This window comes from Embleya sp. NPDC020630 (assembly GCF_044334985.1).
Classification (GTDB): domain Bacteria; phylum Actinomycetota; class Actinomycetes; order Streptomycetales; family Streptomycetaceae; genus Embleya.
The window spans coordinates 469,862-487,606 of the sequence record NZ_JBIRUB010000003.1 but is presented as its reverse complement, the minus strand read 5'-3'; the positions used below and the strand labels follow the sequence as shown (position 1 = coordinate 487,606).

Here is a 17,745-nt window from a genome sequence, read left to right as displayed (position 1 = left end):
GGGGAACCCGAGGGATCCTGAGAGAAGGAAACCCGCGAGCAAACCGTGAGCAAGCTGTAAACGGCTCGGCGGGCGGTGCTTCCATGGTGACAGGTCGAGGGCGGCTTCGACCTCCCGCCCCGGGGTTAGCCCGGTCGATTCACGACCTGTAAAGGCCATGGTCCTCTACCTGTCGATGTGCCTGTTGCGGCACCCCGTGTCGAAACGGCATCGTCCTACGCTGACGCGGCTCACGCGCATAACCACCACCCGCGACGCCCCGTCGGCTCATCGAAATTCCCTTGGAGGGCTTCCATGCCTATGCAGGACTTCGGCAACGGTCATCAGTACGTCGGGGGACAACTGCGGCAGGGCTCGTCCGGGGAGACGTTCGACGTCGTGAACCCCGCCACCGGCGACACGGTCGAGACGCTGACCCTCGCGGACCCCTCGGACGTGGACGCGGCCGTCGCCGCCGCCAAGGGCGCCTTCCCGCAGTGGTCGGGCGCCACCCCGGGCGAGCGGGCCGGCGCGCTGAACAAACTGGCCGCGCTGCTCGAGGAGCGGGCCGAGGACTTCGCCCGGGTGGAGAGCGCGCAGGCCGGCAAGCCGATCCGGCTGACCACCGAGTTCGACGTACCGGGCACGATCGACAACACCGCGTTCTTCGCGGGCGCCGCGCGCAATCTGGAGGGCAAGGCGGCCGGGGAGTACGCGGCCGGCTCCACCTCCATGGTGCGCCGCGAGGCGATCGGCGTGGTCGGCTCGATCGCGCCGTGGAACTACCCGCTGCAGATGGCCGCCTGGAAGATCCTCCCGGCGATCGCCGCGGGCAACACCATCGTGCTCAAGCCGGCCGAGATCACCCCGCTCACCTCGCTGATGTTCGCGCAGGCATGCACCGACGCGGGCATCCCCGACGGTGTGGTCAACGTGGTCACCGGCAAGGGACGGACCGTCGGCGAATACCTGATGGGCCACGCCGACGTGTCGATGGTCTCCTTCACCGGCTCCACCGGGGTGGGCAAGCGGGTCGGCGAGGTGGCCCTGCGCACGGTCAAGCGGCTGCACCTCGAACTGGGCGGCAAGGCCCCGTTCGTGGTCTTCGACGACGCCGACCTCGACGCCGCGATCAACGGCGCGGTCGCCGCGTCCCTGATCAACTCCGGCCAGGACTGCACCGCCGCCACCCGCGCCTATGTCCAGCGCCCGCTCTTCGACGCGTTCGTCGCCGGGGTCGCGGAGCTGTACGAGGGGGTGCGCCTGGGTGACACGACGGACCCCGCGACCGACCTCGGCCCGCTCGTCTCGCGCCGCCAGCAGGAGTCGGTGGCCGGCTTCGTCGAGCGGGCCCGCGGCTACGGCGCCACCATCGTCACGGGCGGCGAGATCCCCGGCGGCGACCTGGCCAAGGGCGCCTTCTACCGGCCGACGCTGGTCACCGGGGCCGCCCAGGACAGCGAGATCGTGCAGGACGAGATCTTCGGCCCGGTCCTGGTGGTACTGCCGTTCGACAGCGACGACGAGGGCATCCGGCTCGCCAACGACACCCCGTACGGCCTGGCCGCCTCGGCGTGGACCCGCGACATCTTCCGCTCGCTGCGCGCGACCCGGGAGATCCAGGCCGGCTGCGTGTGGGTCAACGACCACATCCCGATCATCAGCGACATGCCGCACGGCGGCTACAAGGCATCCGGCTTCGGCAAGGACATGTCGCAGTACTCCTTCGACGAGTACACCCAGGTCAAGCACGTCATGTACGACGGCACGGGCATCGCCCGCAAGGACTGGCACCGGACCATCTTCGGAGCTCGGTAGACACCCCCCACCTTCCGGATCGGCGGCCGAGAGCGAGAGCTTTCGGCCGTCTCGTGTGGCCGGCGGACGGGCCTTCACCCGTCCCGGGCGGCGAGAGGAAACATGACTGAGCAGCAGCGGGCCGGCGCCTCCGGCGATGTCTCCTTGGCGGGTCTGAGCAAGCACTACGGTGACTTCACGGCCGTCCGCCCCATGGACCTGACCATCCCCGCGGGATCGTTCTTCGCCCTCCTCGGCGCCTCGGGGTGCGGCAAGACCACGACGTTGCGGATGATCGCCGGACTGGAGCAGCCCTCGACGGGCACCGTCCACATCGGCGATCGCGACGTCACGGCGCTGCCGCCGTACAAGCGCCCCGTCAACACGGTGTTCCAGAACTACGCGCTGTTCCCGCACCTGAGCGTGGCCGACAACGTCGGCTTCGGGCTGCGCCGCCGCGGCGTCAAGGACACCACGGGGCAGGTGAAGGACATGCTCGACCTGGTCGAGCTGGGACACTTGGCCAAGCGCAAGCCGACCCAACTCTCCGGCGGCCAGCAGCAGCGGGTCGCGGTGGCCCGGGCGCTGATCAACACGCCGCAGGTGTTGCTCCTGGACGAGCCGCTGGGCGCGCTCGACCTCAAACTGCGCCGACAGATGCAGCTCGAACTCAAGCGTATCCAGACCGACGTGGGCATCACCTTCGTGCACGTCACGCACGACCAGGAAGAGGCCATGACGATGGCCGACACCATCGCCGTGATGAACGGCGGCCGCATCGAACAGCTCGGCTCCCCCGTCGAGTTGTACGAGTCGCCCCGCACCACCTTCGTGGCCAACTTCCTCGGGCAGTCCAACCTCGTCGAGGCCAAGGTGACCGGGCGCGCCGACGGCGACCTGCTGCTCGACGCGCAGGGCGACCGGCTCGTGCTGCCCGCCGCGCGCTCCGCCGCCGACGGGGACCGGCTGGTGATGGGCATCCGCCCCGAGAAGATCACCATCGTGCACGCGGCCGACGCGAAGGTCGCGGACGGCCGCAACCGCCTCGACGGCGGGGTGATCGTGGACGCCGCGTTCATCGGCGTCTCCACCCAGTACGTGGTGCGGATGCCGTGGGGCCAGGAATTCACCGTCTTCGAGCAGAACATGGAGCGCGACCGGCGCCTGATACCCGGCGCGGGGGTGCTGCTGCACTGGAACCCGGAGCACGGCTTCGGGCTCGAATCGGGCGACCTCACCGCGGGCATCGCCGAGGCGAGCGAGGACGCCGCGTGAGCGCGCTGGGCACCCTCGGCACGGGCACGACGGGAGGTGCGGACACCACCGACAAGGCGGCCAACGAGCCGGCGCGGCGCGGCAGATGGGTGCCGTACGCCCTGCTCGCCCCCGGCCTGCTGTGGCTCGTGGTGTTCTTCGCCATTCCGATGGTGGTCCAGGGCTCCACCTCGCTCCAGAGCGGCAACCTGACCAAGGGCTACGACCTCACCTGGCACTGGGCCACCTACTGGGACGCGATCGAGCAGTACTACCCGCAGTTCCTGCGCTCGTTCGGCTATGCCGCCGCGGCGACCGTGATGTGCCTGGTGATCGGCTATCCGCTCGCCTACGCGATCGCGTTCAAGGCGGGCCGGTGGCGCGGCATGTGGCTGGTGCTGGTGATCGCGCCGTTCTTCACCAGCTTCCTGGTCCGCACCCTGGCCTGGAAGACGATCCTCGCGGACAACGGGATCGTCGTGGACGCGCTCAACACGCTGCGCTTCACCGACGTGACGGCGTTCCTCGGACTCACCCAGGACGACCGGGTGTTGGCCACGCCGCTCGCGGTGATCTGCGGATTGACCTACAACTTCCTGCCGTTCATGGTGCTGCCGCTGTACGCATGCCTGGAGCGGATCGACCCGAGGCTGCACGAGGCGGCCGGCGACCTGTACGCCTCGCCGCGCACCACGTTCGCCAAGGTCACCTTCCCGCTGTCGCTGCCGGGCGTGGTCTCCGGCACGCTGCTCACCTTCATCCCGGCCTCCGGCGACTACGTCAACGCGCAGTGGCTCGGCTCGCCGGACACCGGCATGGCGGGCAACGTGATCCAGACCCAGTTCCTGCGGGTCCTGGACTACCCGACCGCCGCCGCCCTGTCGTTCATCCTGATGTTGCTGATCGTGCTGATGGTGACCGCGTACATCCGCAAGGCGGGGACGGAGGACCTGGTCTGATGGCCGTCGTCAACTGGTTGCGTCGCAACGTCATCGTGCTGGTGGGCCTGCTCGCGCTCGGCTACATGACGCTGCCCAACATCGTCGTGCTGATGTTCTCGTTCAACGACCCGAACGGGCGCTTCAACTACACCTGGAACGGCTTCACCACCGACGCGTGGGAAAAGCCGTGCGGGGTCGCGGGCATCTGCGACTCGGTCGAGGTCAGCATGAAGATCGCGGTGTTGTCCACGCTGATCGCCACCGCCCTCGGTACCGCGATCGCCTTCGCGCTCGGCCGCTACCGGTTCCGGGCCCGGGGCGCGATCAACACGCTGCTGTTCCTGCCGATGTCGATGCCCGAGGTGGTGATGGGCGCCTCGCTCGGCACGCTGTTCCTGAACATGCGGATCAACACCGGCTTCGTGACCATCCTGATCGCGCACATCATGTTCTGCCTGAGCTTCGTGGTGGTCGCGGTCAAGGCCCGGGTGCTCGGCATGGATCCCAAGCTCGAAGAGGCCGCGCAGGACCTGTACGCGTCGCCCACCCAGGTGTTCCTGCGGGTGACCCTGCCGCTCGCGGCACCCGGCATCGGAGCCGGCGCGATGCTCGCGTTCGCGCTCAGCTTCGACGACTTCGTGATCACCAACTTCACGTCGGGCAACACGGTCACGTTCCCGATGTTCGTGTACGGCGCGGCCCAGCGCGGCACCCCGCCGCAGATCAACGTGATCGGCTCGGCGATGTTCGTGATCGCCGTACTGATCGTGATGATCGGGCAGATCCGCGCGTCGCGGCGGGCCAGGCAACGCGCCTAGCCACGCCTGTTGGATGATGAACACTCCCAGATCCGTAGCTATGCGGTGAAACCGCCGGGGTCCGACCAGGAACCCCGGCGGGCATCGCGAAAGTGGTGAAACCCCATGGGTCCCCGGAACACGTCGGATCCTGCCCCCTCGGTCGAGGCCGTCCGCTCGCTCGCGGACGCCGCGCCGGTTCCCTTCTGGCTGGACCAGCCGGACCGCCCCGCGCCGCACGCGGCCTTGATCGGCGACGACCACTGCGATCTCGCGGTGGTCGGCGGCGGGTACTCGGGCCTGTGGACCGCGCTGATCGCGAAGGAGCGCAACCCCTCGCGGGACGTGGTCCTGATCGAGGCGCACGAGATCGGCTGGGCGGCCTCGGGCCGCAACGGCGGTTTCTGCGCCGCGAGCCTGACCCACGGCTTCTACAACGGCCTCGACCGCTGGGAGGGCGAACTCGCTCGGCTGGAACGGCTCGGCGAGGAGAACCTCGACGAGATCGAGGCGGCGATCGAGCGCTACGGCATCGAGTGCGACTTCCGACGCACCGGTGAACTCAACGTGGCTACCCAGCCGCACCAGGTCGAGGAACTGCGCGAGGAGATCGACCTCGCGGCGAAGTACGGCACCGAACTGACCTTCCTGGACCGGGACGAGGTGCGGGCCGAGGTGGACTCGCCCACCTACCTCGCGGGCGTCTGGGACAAGACGGGCTGCGCGATCGTCGACCCGGCCCGGCTGGCCTGGGGCCTGAAGGCCGCGTGCGAGTCGCTCGGCGTACGCGTCTTCGAGCGCACCAAGGTGACCGAACTGGCCGAGCACGGCTCGGGGATGCTGCTGAAGACGCCCTATGGGCGGGTCTTCGCGGGCCATGTGGCGCTGGGCACCAACGTCTTCCCGTCGCTGGTCAAGCGGCTGCGACCGTTCGTGGTCCCGGTGTACGACTACGCGATGATGACCGAGCCGCTGAGCGCCGGGCAGTTGGCGGCGATCGGCTGGAACAACCGCCAGGGCATCGGCGATACGAACAACCAGTTCCACTACTACCGGCTGAGCGCGGACAACCGGATCCTGTGGGGCGGTTACGACGCCGTCTACCACTACGGCTCGCGGATGTCCCCGGAGCTGGACCAGCGCCCGGAGACCTTCGCGAAGCTCGCGGGGCACTTCTTCGAGACGTTCCCGCAGCTCGAAGGTCTGCGCTTCACCCACACGTGGGGTGGCGCGATCGACACGTGCAGCCGGTTCTCGGCGTTCTTCGGCACGGCGTACAAGGGCAAGGTGGCCTACGCGATGGGCTACACGGGCCTCGGCGTGGGCGCGACCCGGTTCGGCGCCGAGGTGATGCTCGACAAGCTCGACGGCCGCCCGACCGAGCGCACCGAACTGGAGATGGTCCGCACCAAGCCCCTCCCGTTCCCCCCGGAACCGATCAAGTGGGCCGGCGTCACGATGACGAAGTGGTCGATGGACCGAGCCGACAAAAACGCCGGCAAGCGCAACCTGTGGCTCAAGACCCTCGACAAGTTGGGCATGGGTTTCGATAGCTGAGCAGCAGTCCCCGAAGGGGTGGACGGACCAGGGCCGAGGGGCCCGATCCGCCCACCCCTTCGCGGTTGGATCCGCAGCCTTGGCTCGAAACGCAACGGGCGGTACGGGTGGGCACCAAGAACCTGACCGAGACGGTCTGTAAGCCAAAAGCCGCAACCGCCGACAACCTGAAGGTTGAGCCGCCCGCACCGGACCACGCAGACTGGCGAAACCACATCCCCTCGGAAGGTCGGACCCGTGACGAACCACGTAACCCACTGGATTGCCAACGCGGAGTGGACGGGGACGTCCGAGCGTCGTGGCGACATCCACAACCCCGCCACCGGCAAGGTCACCGGCACGGTCGACTTCGCGTCCGTGGCCGAGGTCGACGAGGCCGTCTCCGTCGCCGTCCGGGCCTTCGCGACGTGGCGCAACGCCTCGCTGGCCAAGCGCTCCCAGGTGCTCTTCAACTTCCGCGAGCTGCTCAACGCCAAGAAGGACGAACTGGCCGCGATCATCGTGGCCGAGCACGGCAAGGTGCACTCGGACGCGCTCGGCGAGATCGCCCGCGGCCAGGAGGTCGTGGAACTCGCCTGCGGCATCCCGCATCTGCAGAAGGGCGGCCACTCCGAGCAGGCGTCGACCGGCATCGACGTCTACTCGATCCGCCAGCCGCTCGGCCCGGTCGCGATCATCTCGCCGTTCAACTTCCCGGCGATGGTCCCGATGTGGTTCTTCCCGATCGCGATCGCCACCGGCAACACGGTGATCCTCAAGCCGAGCGAGAAGGACCCCTCGACCGCGAACTTCCTCGCCGAGCTGTGGAAGCAGGCCGGCCTGCCCGAGGGCGTGTTCAACGTCGTGCACGGCGACAAGGTCGCGGTGGACCGCATCCTGGAGCACCCCGACATCAAGTCGGTGTCCTTCGTCGGCTCGACCCCGATCGCCAAGTACGTCTACGAGAACGGCACCCGCTACGGCAAGCGTGTCCAGGCCCTGGGCGGCGCCAAGAACCACATGCTGGTGCTCCCGGACGCCGACCTCGACCTGGTCGCCGACGCCGCGGTCAACGCCGGCTTCGGCGCGGCCGGTGAGCGCTGCATGGCGATCTCCGCCCTGGTCGCGGTCGAGCCGATCGCCGACGAGCTGATCGGCAAGATCAAGGAGCGGATGACCAAGCTCGAGGTCGGCGCGGGCAACGACGCCGCGTCCGAGATGGGCCCGCTGGTCACCCGGCAGCACGCCGACAAGGTGCTGTCCTATGTACAGGCCGGCGTGGACCAGGGCGCGACGCTCGTGGTCGACGGCCGCACCCACCCGATCAACGGGGACGACACGGCCGACGGCTACTGGGTCGGCCCGACCCTGTTCGACAACGTCACCCCCGAGATGTCGATCTACACCGACGAGATCTTCGGCCCCGTGCTCTCCGTGCTCCGGGTCGACTCGTACGACCAGGGCCTGGCCCTGATCAACGCCAACCCGTACGGCAACGGCACCGCGATCTTCACCAACGACGGTGGCGCGGCCCGCAAGTTCCAGAACGAGGTCGAGGTCGGCATGATCGGGATCAACGTGCCGATCCCGGTCCCCGTCGCCTACTACTCGTTCGGCGGCTGGAAGAACTCGCTGTTCGGCGACCTGCACGCGTACGGCGCCGACGGCGTGCAGTTCTTCACCCGGGGCAAGGTCGTCACCCAGCGCTGGCTCGACCCGAGCCACGGCGGGATCAACCTGGGCTTCCCCACCAACGACTGATCGCCTCCTCGCCTCGGCGAGACCTCACGGCGAGCCCGCCGGACCCCGACGACGTGGTCCGGCGGGCTTCGCCATTTCCTCCACGCGCCTTCCCTGGCAGCATGCGTGACGGGTCGTCAGATGATCAGTCGACGGCCGTTACGGACGTGACAGGGGAACGGCGCATGCCCATCCAAGACAGTCCGGCCGGCGACACCGCCGTTCGGTTGATCCAGATCTCCGACGTGCACTACCGGGACGCCCCGGGCACCCACGGATTCGTACAGCACGACCCGGACGAGGGACTGGCCGCCACCCTGGAGGGCGCCGCCGACGCGCTCGCCGCGGCGGACGTACTGGTCGCCTCCGGCGACCTGGCCGACACCGGCGAGCCGGGCGCCTACCGGCGGCTCGGAGACGTGCTCCAGGGACTGTCGGTGCCGGTGTACTGCCTCCCGGGCAACCACGACAGCCACGACGCCTACACCGCCGGCCTGCCCCGCACCGGCGTGCACCTGGAACCCGCGGTACGGATCGGGTCCTGGCTGCTGCTGATGGTGGACACCAACGCGCTCGGCCGCGAACACGTCGGGGACGGGGTGTACCGCGACCTCGACGACCGCATGACACGTGCCGACGGGCCGGAGCTGAGCGCGCCGGAGGCGGCCCGGATCCGGGAGATCCTGGCCGGCTCGGACGCCGAGCACGCGCTGCTGTTCCTGCACCAGCCGCCGCTCGCGGAGATCTGTCCGAACCTGGACCCCTCCGGCCGACTCGGCGCGCTGCTGCGCGACTTCCCGCGGATCCGGGCGATCTCCGGCGGACACCTGCACGGCTCCCTGGAGGGCGAGTTCGCGGGTGTACCGGTGTTCGTGGCGCCCTCGACCACGTACAGCATCGACTACGAGGGCAGGCACTTCGACGGCCCCGGCTACCGGACCTTCACCCTGCACCCCGACGGCCGGGTGGAATCCGCCGCGCACACCGTGCCCGGGCCGATCACCGACGCGATGCGGGCCAGGCCCGCGCCGCGCTTCCTCACCGACCTGATGATGGGCCTGGTGACGGTCGAGGAGCTGCGCGCGCTGACCGACGAGCAGTTCGAGGAGCGGTTCGGCGAACCCCGGCCGGTACGGGGCGCCTGAGCCCGACGCACAGCCCGCGCGGCGGCCCGATCGACCCCGACCGATCGACCCCGGCCCCGGATATCGCGGCTGTTCCCATCCCGGCCCGACCAGCACGAGGAGACACGTGACACAACATCAGGCGCACGCCGGAGTCGCTCTCGAAGGCGTCCGCAACTTCCGCGACATCGGCGGTCTGCCCACCGTCGACGGCCGACATGTCCGGACCGGTCGCTACTTCCGCAGCGGCCACCTGGCCACGCCCACCGACGCCGACCGGGCGAGTCTGGCCCGACTGGGCATCCGGCTCGTGGTCGACCTGCGCAGCCCGGCCGACATCGAGCTGGATGGCGCGGACGTGCTGCCCGAGGGCGCGCGATGGCTCAACCTGTCGATGTCCGACCCGGCCCGGGGCGCGGAGTTCTGGCGCGACATGCGCTCGGCGGACCTCGACGTGCTGCGCGAGCGGCTGGGCGACGGGCGGGCGGAGAAGTCGATCGCCGCGGACTACCGCGACCAGGTGGTGAGCCGGGTCGACAAACACGCGGCGCTGGTGCACGCGCTGATCGAGGCCGACGGCCTGCCGGTGGTGGTGCACTGCTCGGCCGGCAAGGACCGCGCGGGCATCGCGGCGGCGCTGGTCCAGCGCCTCCTGGGCGTCGGCGTCGACGACGTGGTGGCGAACTACCTGATCAGCAACGACCCGGCGCACCGCTACACGCCCAACAGCGACCGGCTCGCGATGCGCCCCGGCCTGCTGGAGCTGTTCCGGCCGTTCCTGGAGGTGCGCGAGGAGTACCTGCGCGGCGCGCTGGAGGTGATGGACACCCACTGGGGCGGCTTCGACGCCTACCTGGAACGCGGCCTGGGCCTGGACGCGGACCGACTGGAGCGGCTGCGCGCGGCGCTGCTGACCGACTGACGAAGGGCCGAGCCGTACCGGCCCGGAGCACACCCGAGGGCGGTGCCCACAGGAGGAGGCACCGCCCTCGGGCGGGTGGTCACGGGAACCGGGGAGGGTTCAGGAGTCGTCGGCCATCAGCTTGATGTTCCAGCGGGTCTCCTGGCGCGGGCGCAGGTAGAGCACCCAGTACAGCGCGGCCACCACGACGATGCCGCCGGTGATCTCCAGCGCGCGCATCGGCTGTTCGGTCAGCACGTAGATCATCGCCGCGATCAGCAGCACCGGGATCGCCGGCCACAGCGGCATCCGCCACGCCTGGCCGCTCTTGTGCACACCCCGGCGGGCGACCAGTGCGGCCAGCGCCACGGTCAGGTAGAGCGCGGCGACCGCGACGCCGGTGACCTCGCCGAGGATGTCGAGGTTGACGAAGCACAGCAGTGCGCCCGGCACACCGACCACCAACGTGGACACCCACGGCGAACCGAACCGGTTCACCTTGCCGAAGGCCCGGTTGATCGGTTCGGGCCAGGCCCTGTCCCGCGCCGAGGCGTAGACCACGCGCGAGTTCTGGATCACCATGACCACGCCCGCGTTGATGATCGCCAGCGCGATGCACAGCCCGATGAAGGTCGCCATGCCGTGGTTGGACCAGCCCTCGACCAGGCCGAGGATGTCGCCCTCGGCCAGTGCCGCCTGGGACGGCGCGCCCAGCGAGATGGCGATGGTCGGCACGATCAGGATCACGCCGCCCAGACCCAGGGTCCACAACACCGTGCGCGAGACCGTGCGCCGCGGGTTCTCCATCTCCTCGGCCAGGTAGACCGCGGTGGAGAAGCCCTGCAACGCGAAGAGCGCGCCGGCCATGCCCGCGATCAGCAGGCCCATCTTCAGCGGGTCGGTGGTGCCTGCCGCGGCGTCCGCGACCACCTCGGGCTTGACCAGCGTCGAGGCGGACTGGTGCACGTTGCCGAACCCGAGGAAGGCCACGATCGCCGCGGCGACCACCTCCAGGGCCAGGAACACACCGGTCACCCACGCGTTGGCGCGCAGGTCGAGCAGGCCCATGATCGTCGCCAGGATCATCACCGCGGCGCCGGCCCACATCGTGTCGACCGTGGCGATCGAGGTCAGATAGTCGGCGGTGCCGAGCGCGATGATCGGCGGCACGATCATCACCACGACGGTGGCGATGATGAACACCAGCCAGCCCATGAAGCGCCCCATCAGGGTGCCGACCATGGCGTACTCGCCGCCGGCGCTGGGGATCAGCGTGCCCAACTCGGAGTAGCAAAACGCCACCCCGATACAGAGCACGGCGGCCACAACCAGGGCCAGCGAGGTGCCGGACCCCAGGTCCGCGAACATGCCCGGCACGATCACGAACAGGGACGACGCGGGGGTCAGACAGGACAGGGTGAGCAGTGTGCCGCCGACGACCCCGATGGATCGTTTGAGCGGGGCGGGTGCGCCACCGACGTCTTCGAGCGTGACTGGAGTCAGGGTCCCGGACGGCGGTGGGGTGGTTTCTACAGCCATGAGCGCTACCTCTGCGGGACAGAGCGGGGTGCGGTTTATCGCCTCCGGGACGGATGTGAGCCGTTCGCACGTTCCGAACGGTGCGGCGTAATACAAACGCCCGTTTGATCACGCGTCAAGGTTCCGCTACCAACTGATTCCGTAGGTTGTTCACCCGGATTTCGTCGGATAACGCTTCAAGCTGGCAGGTGATGGTGCGTAATCCGCAGATCGGCATGCGGGAAAAGTTCTCCGACCGTTCACCTGGCGAGACGGTCGCCGGATCCGGTCCTCGTCCGGTCCGCCGGGCCGTGCGTCGGACGGGTCGCCATCCGGGCCGTCAGGTGCGCCGCCGCCCACAACACGATCCCGCACAGGGCCCACGCGGCCAGCACATCCGCCAACCAGTGGTAGTCGCACCACAACAGGGAGAGGCCGATCGCCGCGCACAACACCACCGCGCCGTGACGCCACCACCGGGCCGCGCGCGCGGAGCCGACACGCCCGAGCAGCAGCGCGGCCGTGCCGTAGCAGATCGTCGAGGTGGCGGTGTGGCCCGACGGGAAGAAGCCCCACTGGTCGGCGGGCAGCGGCGACTCGCTCGGCCCGGTCCGGCCGATCAGGTCCTTGCCGGCGATCACCGCGACCGTCACCACGAGCACCGCGCCCGCCGCGATCGTGATCGGGTACGCCCGGCGCAGCCGCCACGCGGCGAACAGCGCCGCCGCGGCGAGCGTGAAGCCGGCGGGGAGCGGTCCACCGAGGTCGGCGAGGGTGTGCATGGGTCCGTCGAGCCAGGCCGCGCCCGTGGCCTCGGCGAGGTTCCGCGTGCCGTCGCGGACGATCCGGTCCAGCGTGATCGAGGGTCCGCTTTCGGCCATCACCTGCACGGTGAGCACCAGGAGCACGACGGCGAGAAGCAGCGGCGCTGCGAGGCGGCGCGTGTACTGTGAGTGAACAGACCACCGCCCCGGAACGGGGGGCGTTGTCCCGGGGCGGCCACCGGCTTGCTCAGGGCCGGTGTCGGAGGAAGGTCTGTGCATCTCACTCGAAGATACGCGGAGAAGGCGTTGTCGAGTTCCCCGACGCGCGGCCTCCTTACAAACCCTGCACACGTTCTCCACGGCCTGGAAGGTGGGACATACACGCTGTACGTTGGAGCATTGAAGGTTGTGAGCGGGGTCACAGCGTGCGTGGCGTGACTCCGGACACCCCGGAGGGTCCAAGCACACGGAGAACATCCGTAAATAGGACAAATAGACGGCGGCTTGAGTGACGTCGCATTGACGCAATGTCGTCGATCGCCCCTCTGCTGTCAGCACGCAAAGGTAGGGTTGGCCAGGTGGTTGAAGAGTCCGATTACTCGACATACCGCGTGCCGTGCATCCCGGCCCCTGCGGGGAGCGGGCGCGTCCGCCGGATCGAGGCTCCGGTGGTTTCCAAGGGCGTCAAGGCGGGCGGTGCCGTGTTCGATTCCTCGGTGGAACCCCGGCCGGGTCGCGGCGCGGGCGCGATGGGTGTGGTCCTGACCAGCGACCGCCAGCTTCGCGTCGTGCGCACCACCCGACCGCGCGGCCTCCGGCTCGAAGGCGAGATCGACCTGGCGAACGTGGACGTGGTGCGCCGCGTCCTCGCCGCCGCCGCGCGCGACGGTGGCGACGTCCGGGTGGACGTGAGCAAGCTCGTGTTCATCGACGTCGCGGGGCTGCGCGTGTTCGTCGACCAGGCCGGCGCGTTGGCGCGGCGTGGTGGGCACATGGTTCTGGTCGGCGCGAGCCGGCAGATGGTGCGCGTGCTCGCCCTGTGCGGGTGGGACGCCGTCCCGGGCCTGACCATGGTCGAGCGGATCGCTCCGGCGCCGCGCCGACCACGGATCTGATCGCCCGAACCCGATTGCTCGACCCCGATCGTTCGACCCCGATCCTCGAACCCCGAGTCCCGAGTCCCGAATCCGGGTCCGAAGCATCTGGATGCGGTCGCCCGCCGAGCGCGGGTCCGACCTTGCGACCCGATTTCCCGACACGACGCCGAACCCCCGGCCGCCGGAGCATTCCGGTGACCGGGGGTTCGTGGTGATCGGACCGTTCGGGCCGTTCGGGGTGGCGCCCGACTCAGACCGTGGCGGCGAAGGCCTGCTCCAGCAGGTCCAGGCCCTCGACCAGCAGGTCCTCCGGGATCACCAGCGGCGGCAGGAAGCGCAGCACGTTGCCGTAGGTGCCGGCGGTCAGCACCACCAGGCCCTGCGCGTGGCACGCCTTGGCGAGCGCGCCGGCCAGCTCCGGGTTCGGCTCCTTCGAGCCGGGCTTGACCAGCTCGATCGCGATCATCGCGCCGCGCCCGCGGACATCGCCGATCTCGGCGAACTTCTCGCTCATCGCGCCCAGTCGGCCCAGCATGATCTCGCCGATCCGGCGGGCCGCGCCGTTCAGGTCGAGCGCGCGCATGGTCTCGATCGCGCCGAGCGCCGCGGCGCACGCGACCGGGTTGCCGCCGTACGTGCCGCCCAGACCACCCGCATGGGCGGAATCCATGATCTCGGCGCGCCCCGTCACCGCGGCCAGCGGCAGGCCGCCCGCGATGCCCTTGGCGGTGGTGATCAGGTCGGGCACGATGCCCTCGTCCTCGCACGCGAACCACTGGCCGGTGCGGCAGAACCCGGTCTGGATCTCGTCCGCGACGAAGACGATGCCGTTCTCCCGACAGAACTCCACGATCCTGGGCAGGAAGCCCTTGGCCGGCTCGATGAAGCCGCCCTCGCCCAGGATCGGCTCGATCACCACGGCGGCGACGTTGTGCGCGCCGATCTGCTTGGTGATCGCGTCGATCGCCTGCGCGGCGGCCTCCTCGGCGCAGTTCTCCGCGCCGGTGAGCCAGCGGTAGGGGTAGGCGACCGGGACCCGGTACACCTCGGGCGCGAACGGGCCGAACGACTCCTTGTACGGCATGTTCTTCGCGGTCAGCGCCATGGTCAGGTTGGTGCGACCGTGGTAGCCGTGGTCGAACACCACGACGGCGGGGCGCTTGGTGTGGGCGCGCGCGATCTTGATCGCGTTCTCCACCGCCTCGGCGCCCGAGTTGAACAGCGCGGTGCGCTTGTCGTGGTCGCCGGGGGTCAGCTCGTTCAGCTGCTCGGCGACGGCCACGTACGACTCGTACGGGGTCACCATGAAGCACGTGTGGGTGAAGCGCTGCAACTGCTCGGAGGCGCGACGCACCACGCCCTCGGCCGAGTTGCCGACGCTGGTCACCGCGATGCCGGAGCCGAAGTCGATCAGCGAGTTGCCGTCCACGTCGACGACCACGCCGCCACCCGCCTGGGTCACGAAGACCGGCAGGGTGGTGCTGACGCCGCGCGGGACCGCCGCGTTGCGGCGGTTCATCAGCTCGGTCGACTTCGGGCCGGGGATGGCGGTGACGAGCCGGCGCTCCTGCGGGAGCGAGGGCCCGCCGGGCTGCGAAGCGCCCATGCTGGTCTCCTGTGGGGTCGAGGTGGGTCGGCGCGGTGGCACCGTGGTCCTCTCCGCAGGCTAGGCGCCGGGTGGTGTTCGCCGCATGCGCCGCATCGGTGAGTCGCCCGGTTGCTTGTGTCCGGGATGGACAAATGCCGATCGGGCAGAACAACTCCGAACGGATTGCGGACTCGCCTCGGAATGATCGTCACGAGCGCGGGTTCCGCGCCTAGATTGAGTCCCGGCCGAAGGTGTGGTTCCGGAAGGGCGAGGCGTGAACGTGGAACGGTCGGATTCCCCTGCGTCGCGGGCCGTCGAGGCCGAGGCCCTTCGCGGTGATCGCAGCCGCGGTGATCGCGGCCGAAGCGATCGCACCCGCGCCGACGAGCCGCCGGGCCGTCGCCCGCCCGCCGGCCGGGCCCGGGTGCCGGCGCCGGCCTCGCCCGGACGCGGCCTCGACCCCGACGGCTTCGACCTGCGCGGCTGGCTGCGCGGGCCGCGACACCGCGAGGCCCCCGGCATCTACGGATTCGGGCGCGACGAGCGGGAGATCCGGCTGCGCGCGGCCGAGCGCGACGCCCGCACCCGGCCCGAGGCCGCGCTGGTGCGCAGGGCCGTGCTGTGGCTGGTGATCGCGATCGCGAGCCTGAACTGGGTGATCCTCGCCTACGTCTGGCTGGTCCGGAAGATCCTGCCCGAGTTCCTGTGGCCGCTGCTGTTCAACAACCTGCTCTACGTCCTGGTGTTCGCGCTCTTTTGTTACCTCGGCCGCTGGTACGAGATCGCCTGGCCGTTCCTGCGCCCGTGGTGGCAACGACTGGACCGGCGCGCCGAGCTGAACGGGCGTCCGCGCCCCGAACAGTGGCGCCGGGCCGCGCTGTTCCTGGTGCTCGGCTTCGTCGCCTGGATCGTGCTGATGCGGCCGTTCGTCGCGCTGCTCCTGCTGATCTTCCCGCGCGGGGCGCTGCACGACATGCAGTGGCTGGTGCGCCTCGTCTACAACGGCGGCTTCGTCTACGCCGCCGCGGTGCTCGGCCGCTGGCGCGTGGTGGTCGAGCCGTACACCCGCGCCCCGCGCGAGCACGCGACGCCCGAGGACGAGGAGGCGCCCGTCGACGCCGACCTGTGGCCCGAGTTGCGCGACGCGGGGCAGCACGAGGCCGCCGACGTGCTCGACGACGAGGTGGCGGCGGGGCGATTGCGGGACGTGGACTACCTGCGGCTGCGCCGGGTGATCGAGGCGGGCGACCAGGACCCCGAGTATCTGGCGGACGTGGCCGAGGAGATCGTCGATCACGGCGCCGCGGCCTGTCGGCACGGCTCCGGGCAGCGCGATGTGCGGCCGCGGCGGGCCGAGCACGACCTGCTGACCGGGCAGGTACGGATCGGGGCGGGCACCGACCACGCGCGCAATCCGGCGCTGTACCGCGCCGCCGACTTCGCCCTGGACCCGGACGTGCTCGGCGCATCGATGCTGGTGGTCGGCGCGTCCCGGGCCGGCGAGCCGGGGCGGCTGCTCGAACCGGTCGTGGAGGCGATGAGCCTGCGCGCGCTCACCGGCACCGCCTCGCTGCTGGTGATCGACGCCAAGGGCGACGAGTTCGAGCGCCCCGGCGGCTACGACCGCGAAGTGATCGTCGGCGACCGCGACTCGCCGTGGGGCCTGGACCTCTACGGCGGCGCCGGCACCCCCGAGGACGCGGCCGATCGGCTCGCCGCCGCCGCGCTGCCGCCGAGCGCGCTGGGCCTGGGCGAGGGCGCGAGCAACGCGCTGCGCCAGGTGCTGGGCGCGTATGTGGCCGGGCACGACCGCTATCCCGACGTGGGTACGCTGCTGGACCTGCTCGACGGCACCGAGGCCGCGCTGACCGCGCTGGAGGAGGCGTTGCGCGCGGCGGGCCGCTACCCCGAACACGAGCGGGCGCTGCGGGCGATGGCGCGCGGCGACGACGACGCGCGGATGCTGGTGCAGCGGCTCGCGGTGCTGGAACGGCCCGGCGTCGCCGAGCTGTTCCACGCCGACCGGGAGCGGTTCGGCGCGGGCGAGATCGACCGGCCGCTGCGGGTGCGGATCGCGCTGAACGAGGCGGCGCACCCCGAGGCGGCCCGGCTGATCGGCCGGCTCGTGCTGGCCCAGTTCGTCCAGGCGATGGCCACCCCGCGGCGCGAACGCGGACCGCGCCGGGTGTTCGCGTGCCTGGTCGCCGACGACGCGGGACGGCTGATCGACGAGTACGCGGCCAAGGGCCTGCAGTGGGCCCGCAACCGCCGGGCCGGCCTGGTCCTGTCGGTGCGCTCGCTCGACGACCTGGCCCCGGCGCTGCGGCACGGCGTGTTCGCCGCGGCCGGCTGCAAGGCGATCGTCCCGGGCGCCTCCCGCGCCGACGCCGAACTGTTCGCCGAACACTGGGGCATGACCAGGGAGCAGGAGCGCTCGATCACCATGGGCTCGCCGGAGGGCGGCCTGGTCAAGCGGCTGCGCTACTCGGTGCTCGGCGCGCTGTTCGGCGAGAAGGCGAGCGGACGCTCCGAGCGGGTGACCACCCGCACCGTCGAGCGTTATCGCTGGTCGCCGGCCGAGCTGACCAGCGACCTGCCCACCGGGCACGCCGTGCTCAGCCTGACCACCCGAAAAGGCGAGCGCACGCCTCCCGTGCTGATCGATCTCGGCCGCTGAGTCACACTGGAGACCTCTCCCACTCCAGTCTG

At 70.3% G+C, this 17,745-nt stretch carries 13 protein-coding genes; 10 read left to right on the top strand and 3 right to left on the bottom strand.

What is annotated here, in order from left to right:
- The first annotated feature begins 300 nt into the window (after positions 1-300).
- From ACH4XV_RS13555 to ACH4XV_RS13520, 8 genes are all read left to right on the top strand, one after another.
- On the top strand, positions 301-1,797 hold the full coding sequence (locus ACH4XV_RS13555; RefSeq protein WP_395789986.1) for a gamma-aminobutyraldehyde dehydrogenase: 1,497 nt from the start codon (positions 301-303) through the stop codon (positions 1,795-1,797).
- Between the two features lie 102 nt (positions 1,798-1,899).
- Positions 1,900-3,051: an ABC transporter ATP-binding protein gene (locus tag ACH4XV_RS13550; protein ID WP_395789321.1), complete on the top strand. Its 1,152-nt coding sequence runs from the start codon at positions 1,900-1,902 to the stop codon at positions 3,049-3,051.
- Positions 3,052-3,056: 5 nt separating this feature from the next.
- A complete protein-coding gene (locus tag ACH4XV_RS13545; RefSeq protein WP_395789984.1) occupies positions 3,057-3,989 on the top strand; it encodes an ABC transporter permease in 933 nt (310 codons plus the stop codon).
- Positions 3,989-4,789 (top strand): ABC transporter permease, encoded by an 801-nt coding sequence (locus ACH4XV_RS13540; RefSeq protein ID WP_078977419.1) that lies wholly within the window; start codon positions 3,989-3,991, stop codon positions 4,787-4,789. The genes ACH4XV_RS13545 and ACH4XV_RS13540 overlap by 1 nt, the downstream gene beginning before the upstream one ends.
- 105 nt (positions 4,790-4,894) lie before the next feature.
- Positions 4,895-6,325 (top strand): NAD(P)/FAD-dependent oxidoreductase, encoded by a 1,431-nt coding sequence (locus ACH4XV_RS13535; RefSeq protein WP_395789319.1) that lies wholly within the window; start codon positions 4,895-4,897, stop codon positions 6,323-6,325.
- Between the two features lie 237 nt (positions 6,326-6,562).
- On the top strand, positions 6,563-8,065 hold the full coding sequence (locus ACH4XV_RS13530; RefSeq protein WP_395789317.1) for a CoA-acylating methylmalonate-semialdehyde dehydrogenase: 1,503 nt from the start codon (positions 6,563-6,565) through the stop codon (positions 8,063-8,065).
- Positions 8,066-8,229: 164 nt separating this feature from the next.
- Positions 8,230-9,189 carry a metallophosphoesterase gene (locus ACH4XV_RS13525; protein ID WP_395789315.1) on the top strand — a complete coding sequence of 320 codons (960 nt, stop codon included), beginning with the start codon at positions 8,230-8,232 and terminating at the stop codon, positions 9,187-9,189.
- 106 nt (positions 9,190-9,295) lie between these two features.
- Complete coding sequence (locus ACH4XV_RS13520) at positions 9,296-10,090, top strand: tyrosine-protein phosphatase (RefSeq protein ID WP_395789313.1); 795 nt, start codon at positions 9,296-9,298, stop codon at positions 10,088-10,090.
- 99 nt (positions 10,091-10,189) lie between these two features.
- On the opposite strand, the gene ACH4XV_RS13515 is transcribed toward ACH4XV_RS13520, so the two are convergent.
- Positions 10,190-11,608, bottom strand: coding sequence for an APC family permease (locus ACH4XV_RS13515; protein WP_395789311.1), 1,419 nt, complete (start codon positions 11,606-11,608; stop codon positions 10,190-10,192).
- A 239-nt stretch (positions 11,609-11,847) separates the two neighbouring features.
- A complete protein-coding gene (locus ACH4XV_RS13510) occupies positions 11,848-12,495 on the bottom strand; it encodes a phosphatase PAP2 family protein (protein ID WP_395789309.1) in 648 nt (215 codons plus the stop codon).
- A gap of 383 nt (positions 12,496-12,878) precedes the next feature.
- Here ACH4XV_RS13510 and ACH4XV_RS13505 point away from each other — a divergent pair, with 383 nt between their 5' ends.
- On the top strand, positions 12,879-13,466 hold the full coding sequence (locus ACH4XV_RS13505) for an anti-sigma factor antagonist (protein ID WP_126638447.1): 588 nt from the start codon (positions 12,879-12,881) through the stop codon (positions 13,464-13,466).
- A gap of 232 nt (positions 13,467-13,698) precedes the next feature.
- Here the strand turns inward: ACH4XV_RS13505 and gabT are convergent, their stop codons facing one another.
- Entirely contained in the window at positions 13,699-15,054 is a 1,356-nt protein-coding gene (gene gabT / locus ACH4XV_RS13500) for a 4-aminobutyrate--2-oxoglutarate transaminase (RefSeq protein WP_395789306.1), read from the bottom strand.
- Between the two features lie 256 nt (positions 15,055-15,310).
- Between gabT and ACH4XV_RS13495 the strand changes: the two genes are divergently transcribed.
- Positions 15,311-17,713: a hypothetical protein gene (locus ACH4XV_RS13495; RefSeq protein WP_395789304.1), complete on the top strand. Its 2,403-nt coding sequence runs from the start codon at positions 15,311-15,313 to the stop codon at positions 17,711-17,713.
- The last annotated feature ends 32 nt before the right edge of the window (positions 17,714-17,745 follow it).

Bases quoted from the DNA above. Each gene is read 5' to 3' on its own strand.
- ACH4XV_RS13555 (WP_395789986.1), top strand. From the start codon at position 301: ATGCAGGACTTCGGCAACGGTCATCAGTACGTCGGGGGACAACTGCGG.
- ACH4XV_RS13550 (WP_395789321.1), top strand. From the start codon at position 1,900: ATGACTGAGCAGCAGCGGGCCGGCGCCTCCGGCGATGTCTCCTTGGCG.
- ACH4XV_RS13540 (WP_078977419.1), top strand. From the start codon at position 3,989: ATGGCCGTCGTCAACTGGTTGCGTCGCAACGTCATCGTGCTGGTGGGC.
- ACH4XV_RS13535 (WP_395789319.1), top strand. From the start codon at position 4,895: ATGGGTCCCCGGAACACGTCGGATCCTGCCCCCTCGGTCGAGGCCGTC.
- ACH4XV_RS13525 (WP_395789315.1), top strand. From the start codon at position 8,230: ATGCCCATCCAAGACAGTCCGGCCGGCGACACCGCCGTTCGGTTGATC.
- ACH4XV_RS13515 (WP_395789311.1), bottom strand. From the start codon at position 11,608: ATGGCTGTAGAAACCACCCCACCGCCGTCCGGGACCCTGACTCCAGTC.
- ACH4XV_RS13505 (WP_126638447.1), top strand. From the start codon at position 12,879: ATGTCGTCGATCGCCCCTCTGCTGTCAGCACGCAAAGGTAGGGTTGGC.
- gabT (WP_395789306.1), bottom strand. From the start codon at position 15,054: ATGGGCGCTTCGCAGCCCGGCGGGCCCTCGCTCCCGCAGGAGCGCCGG.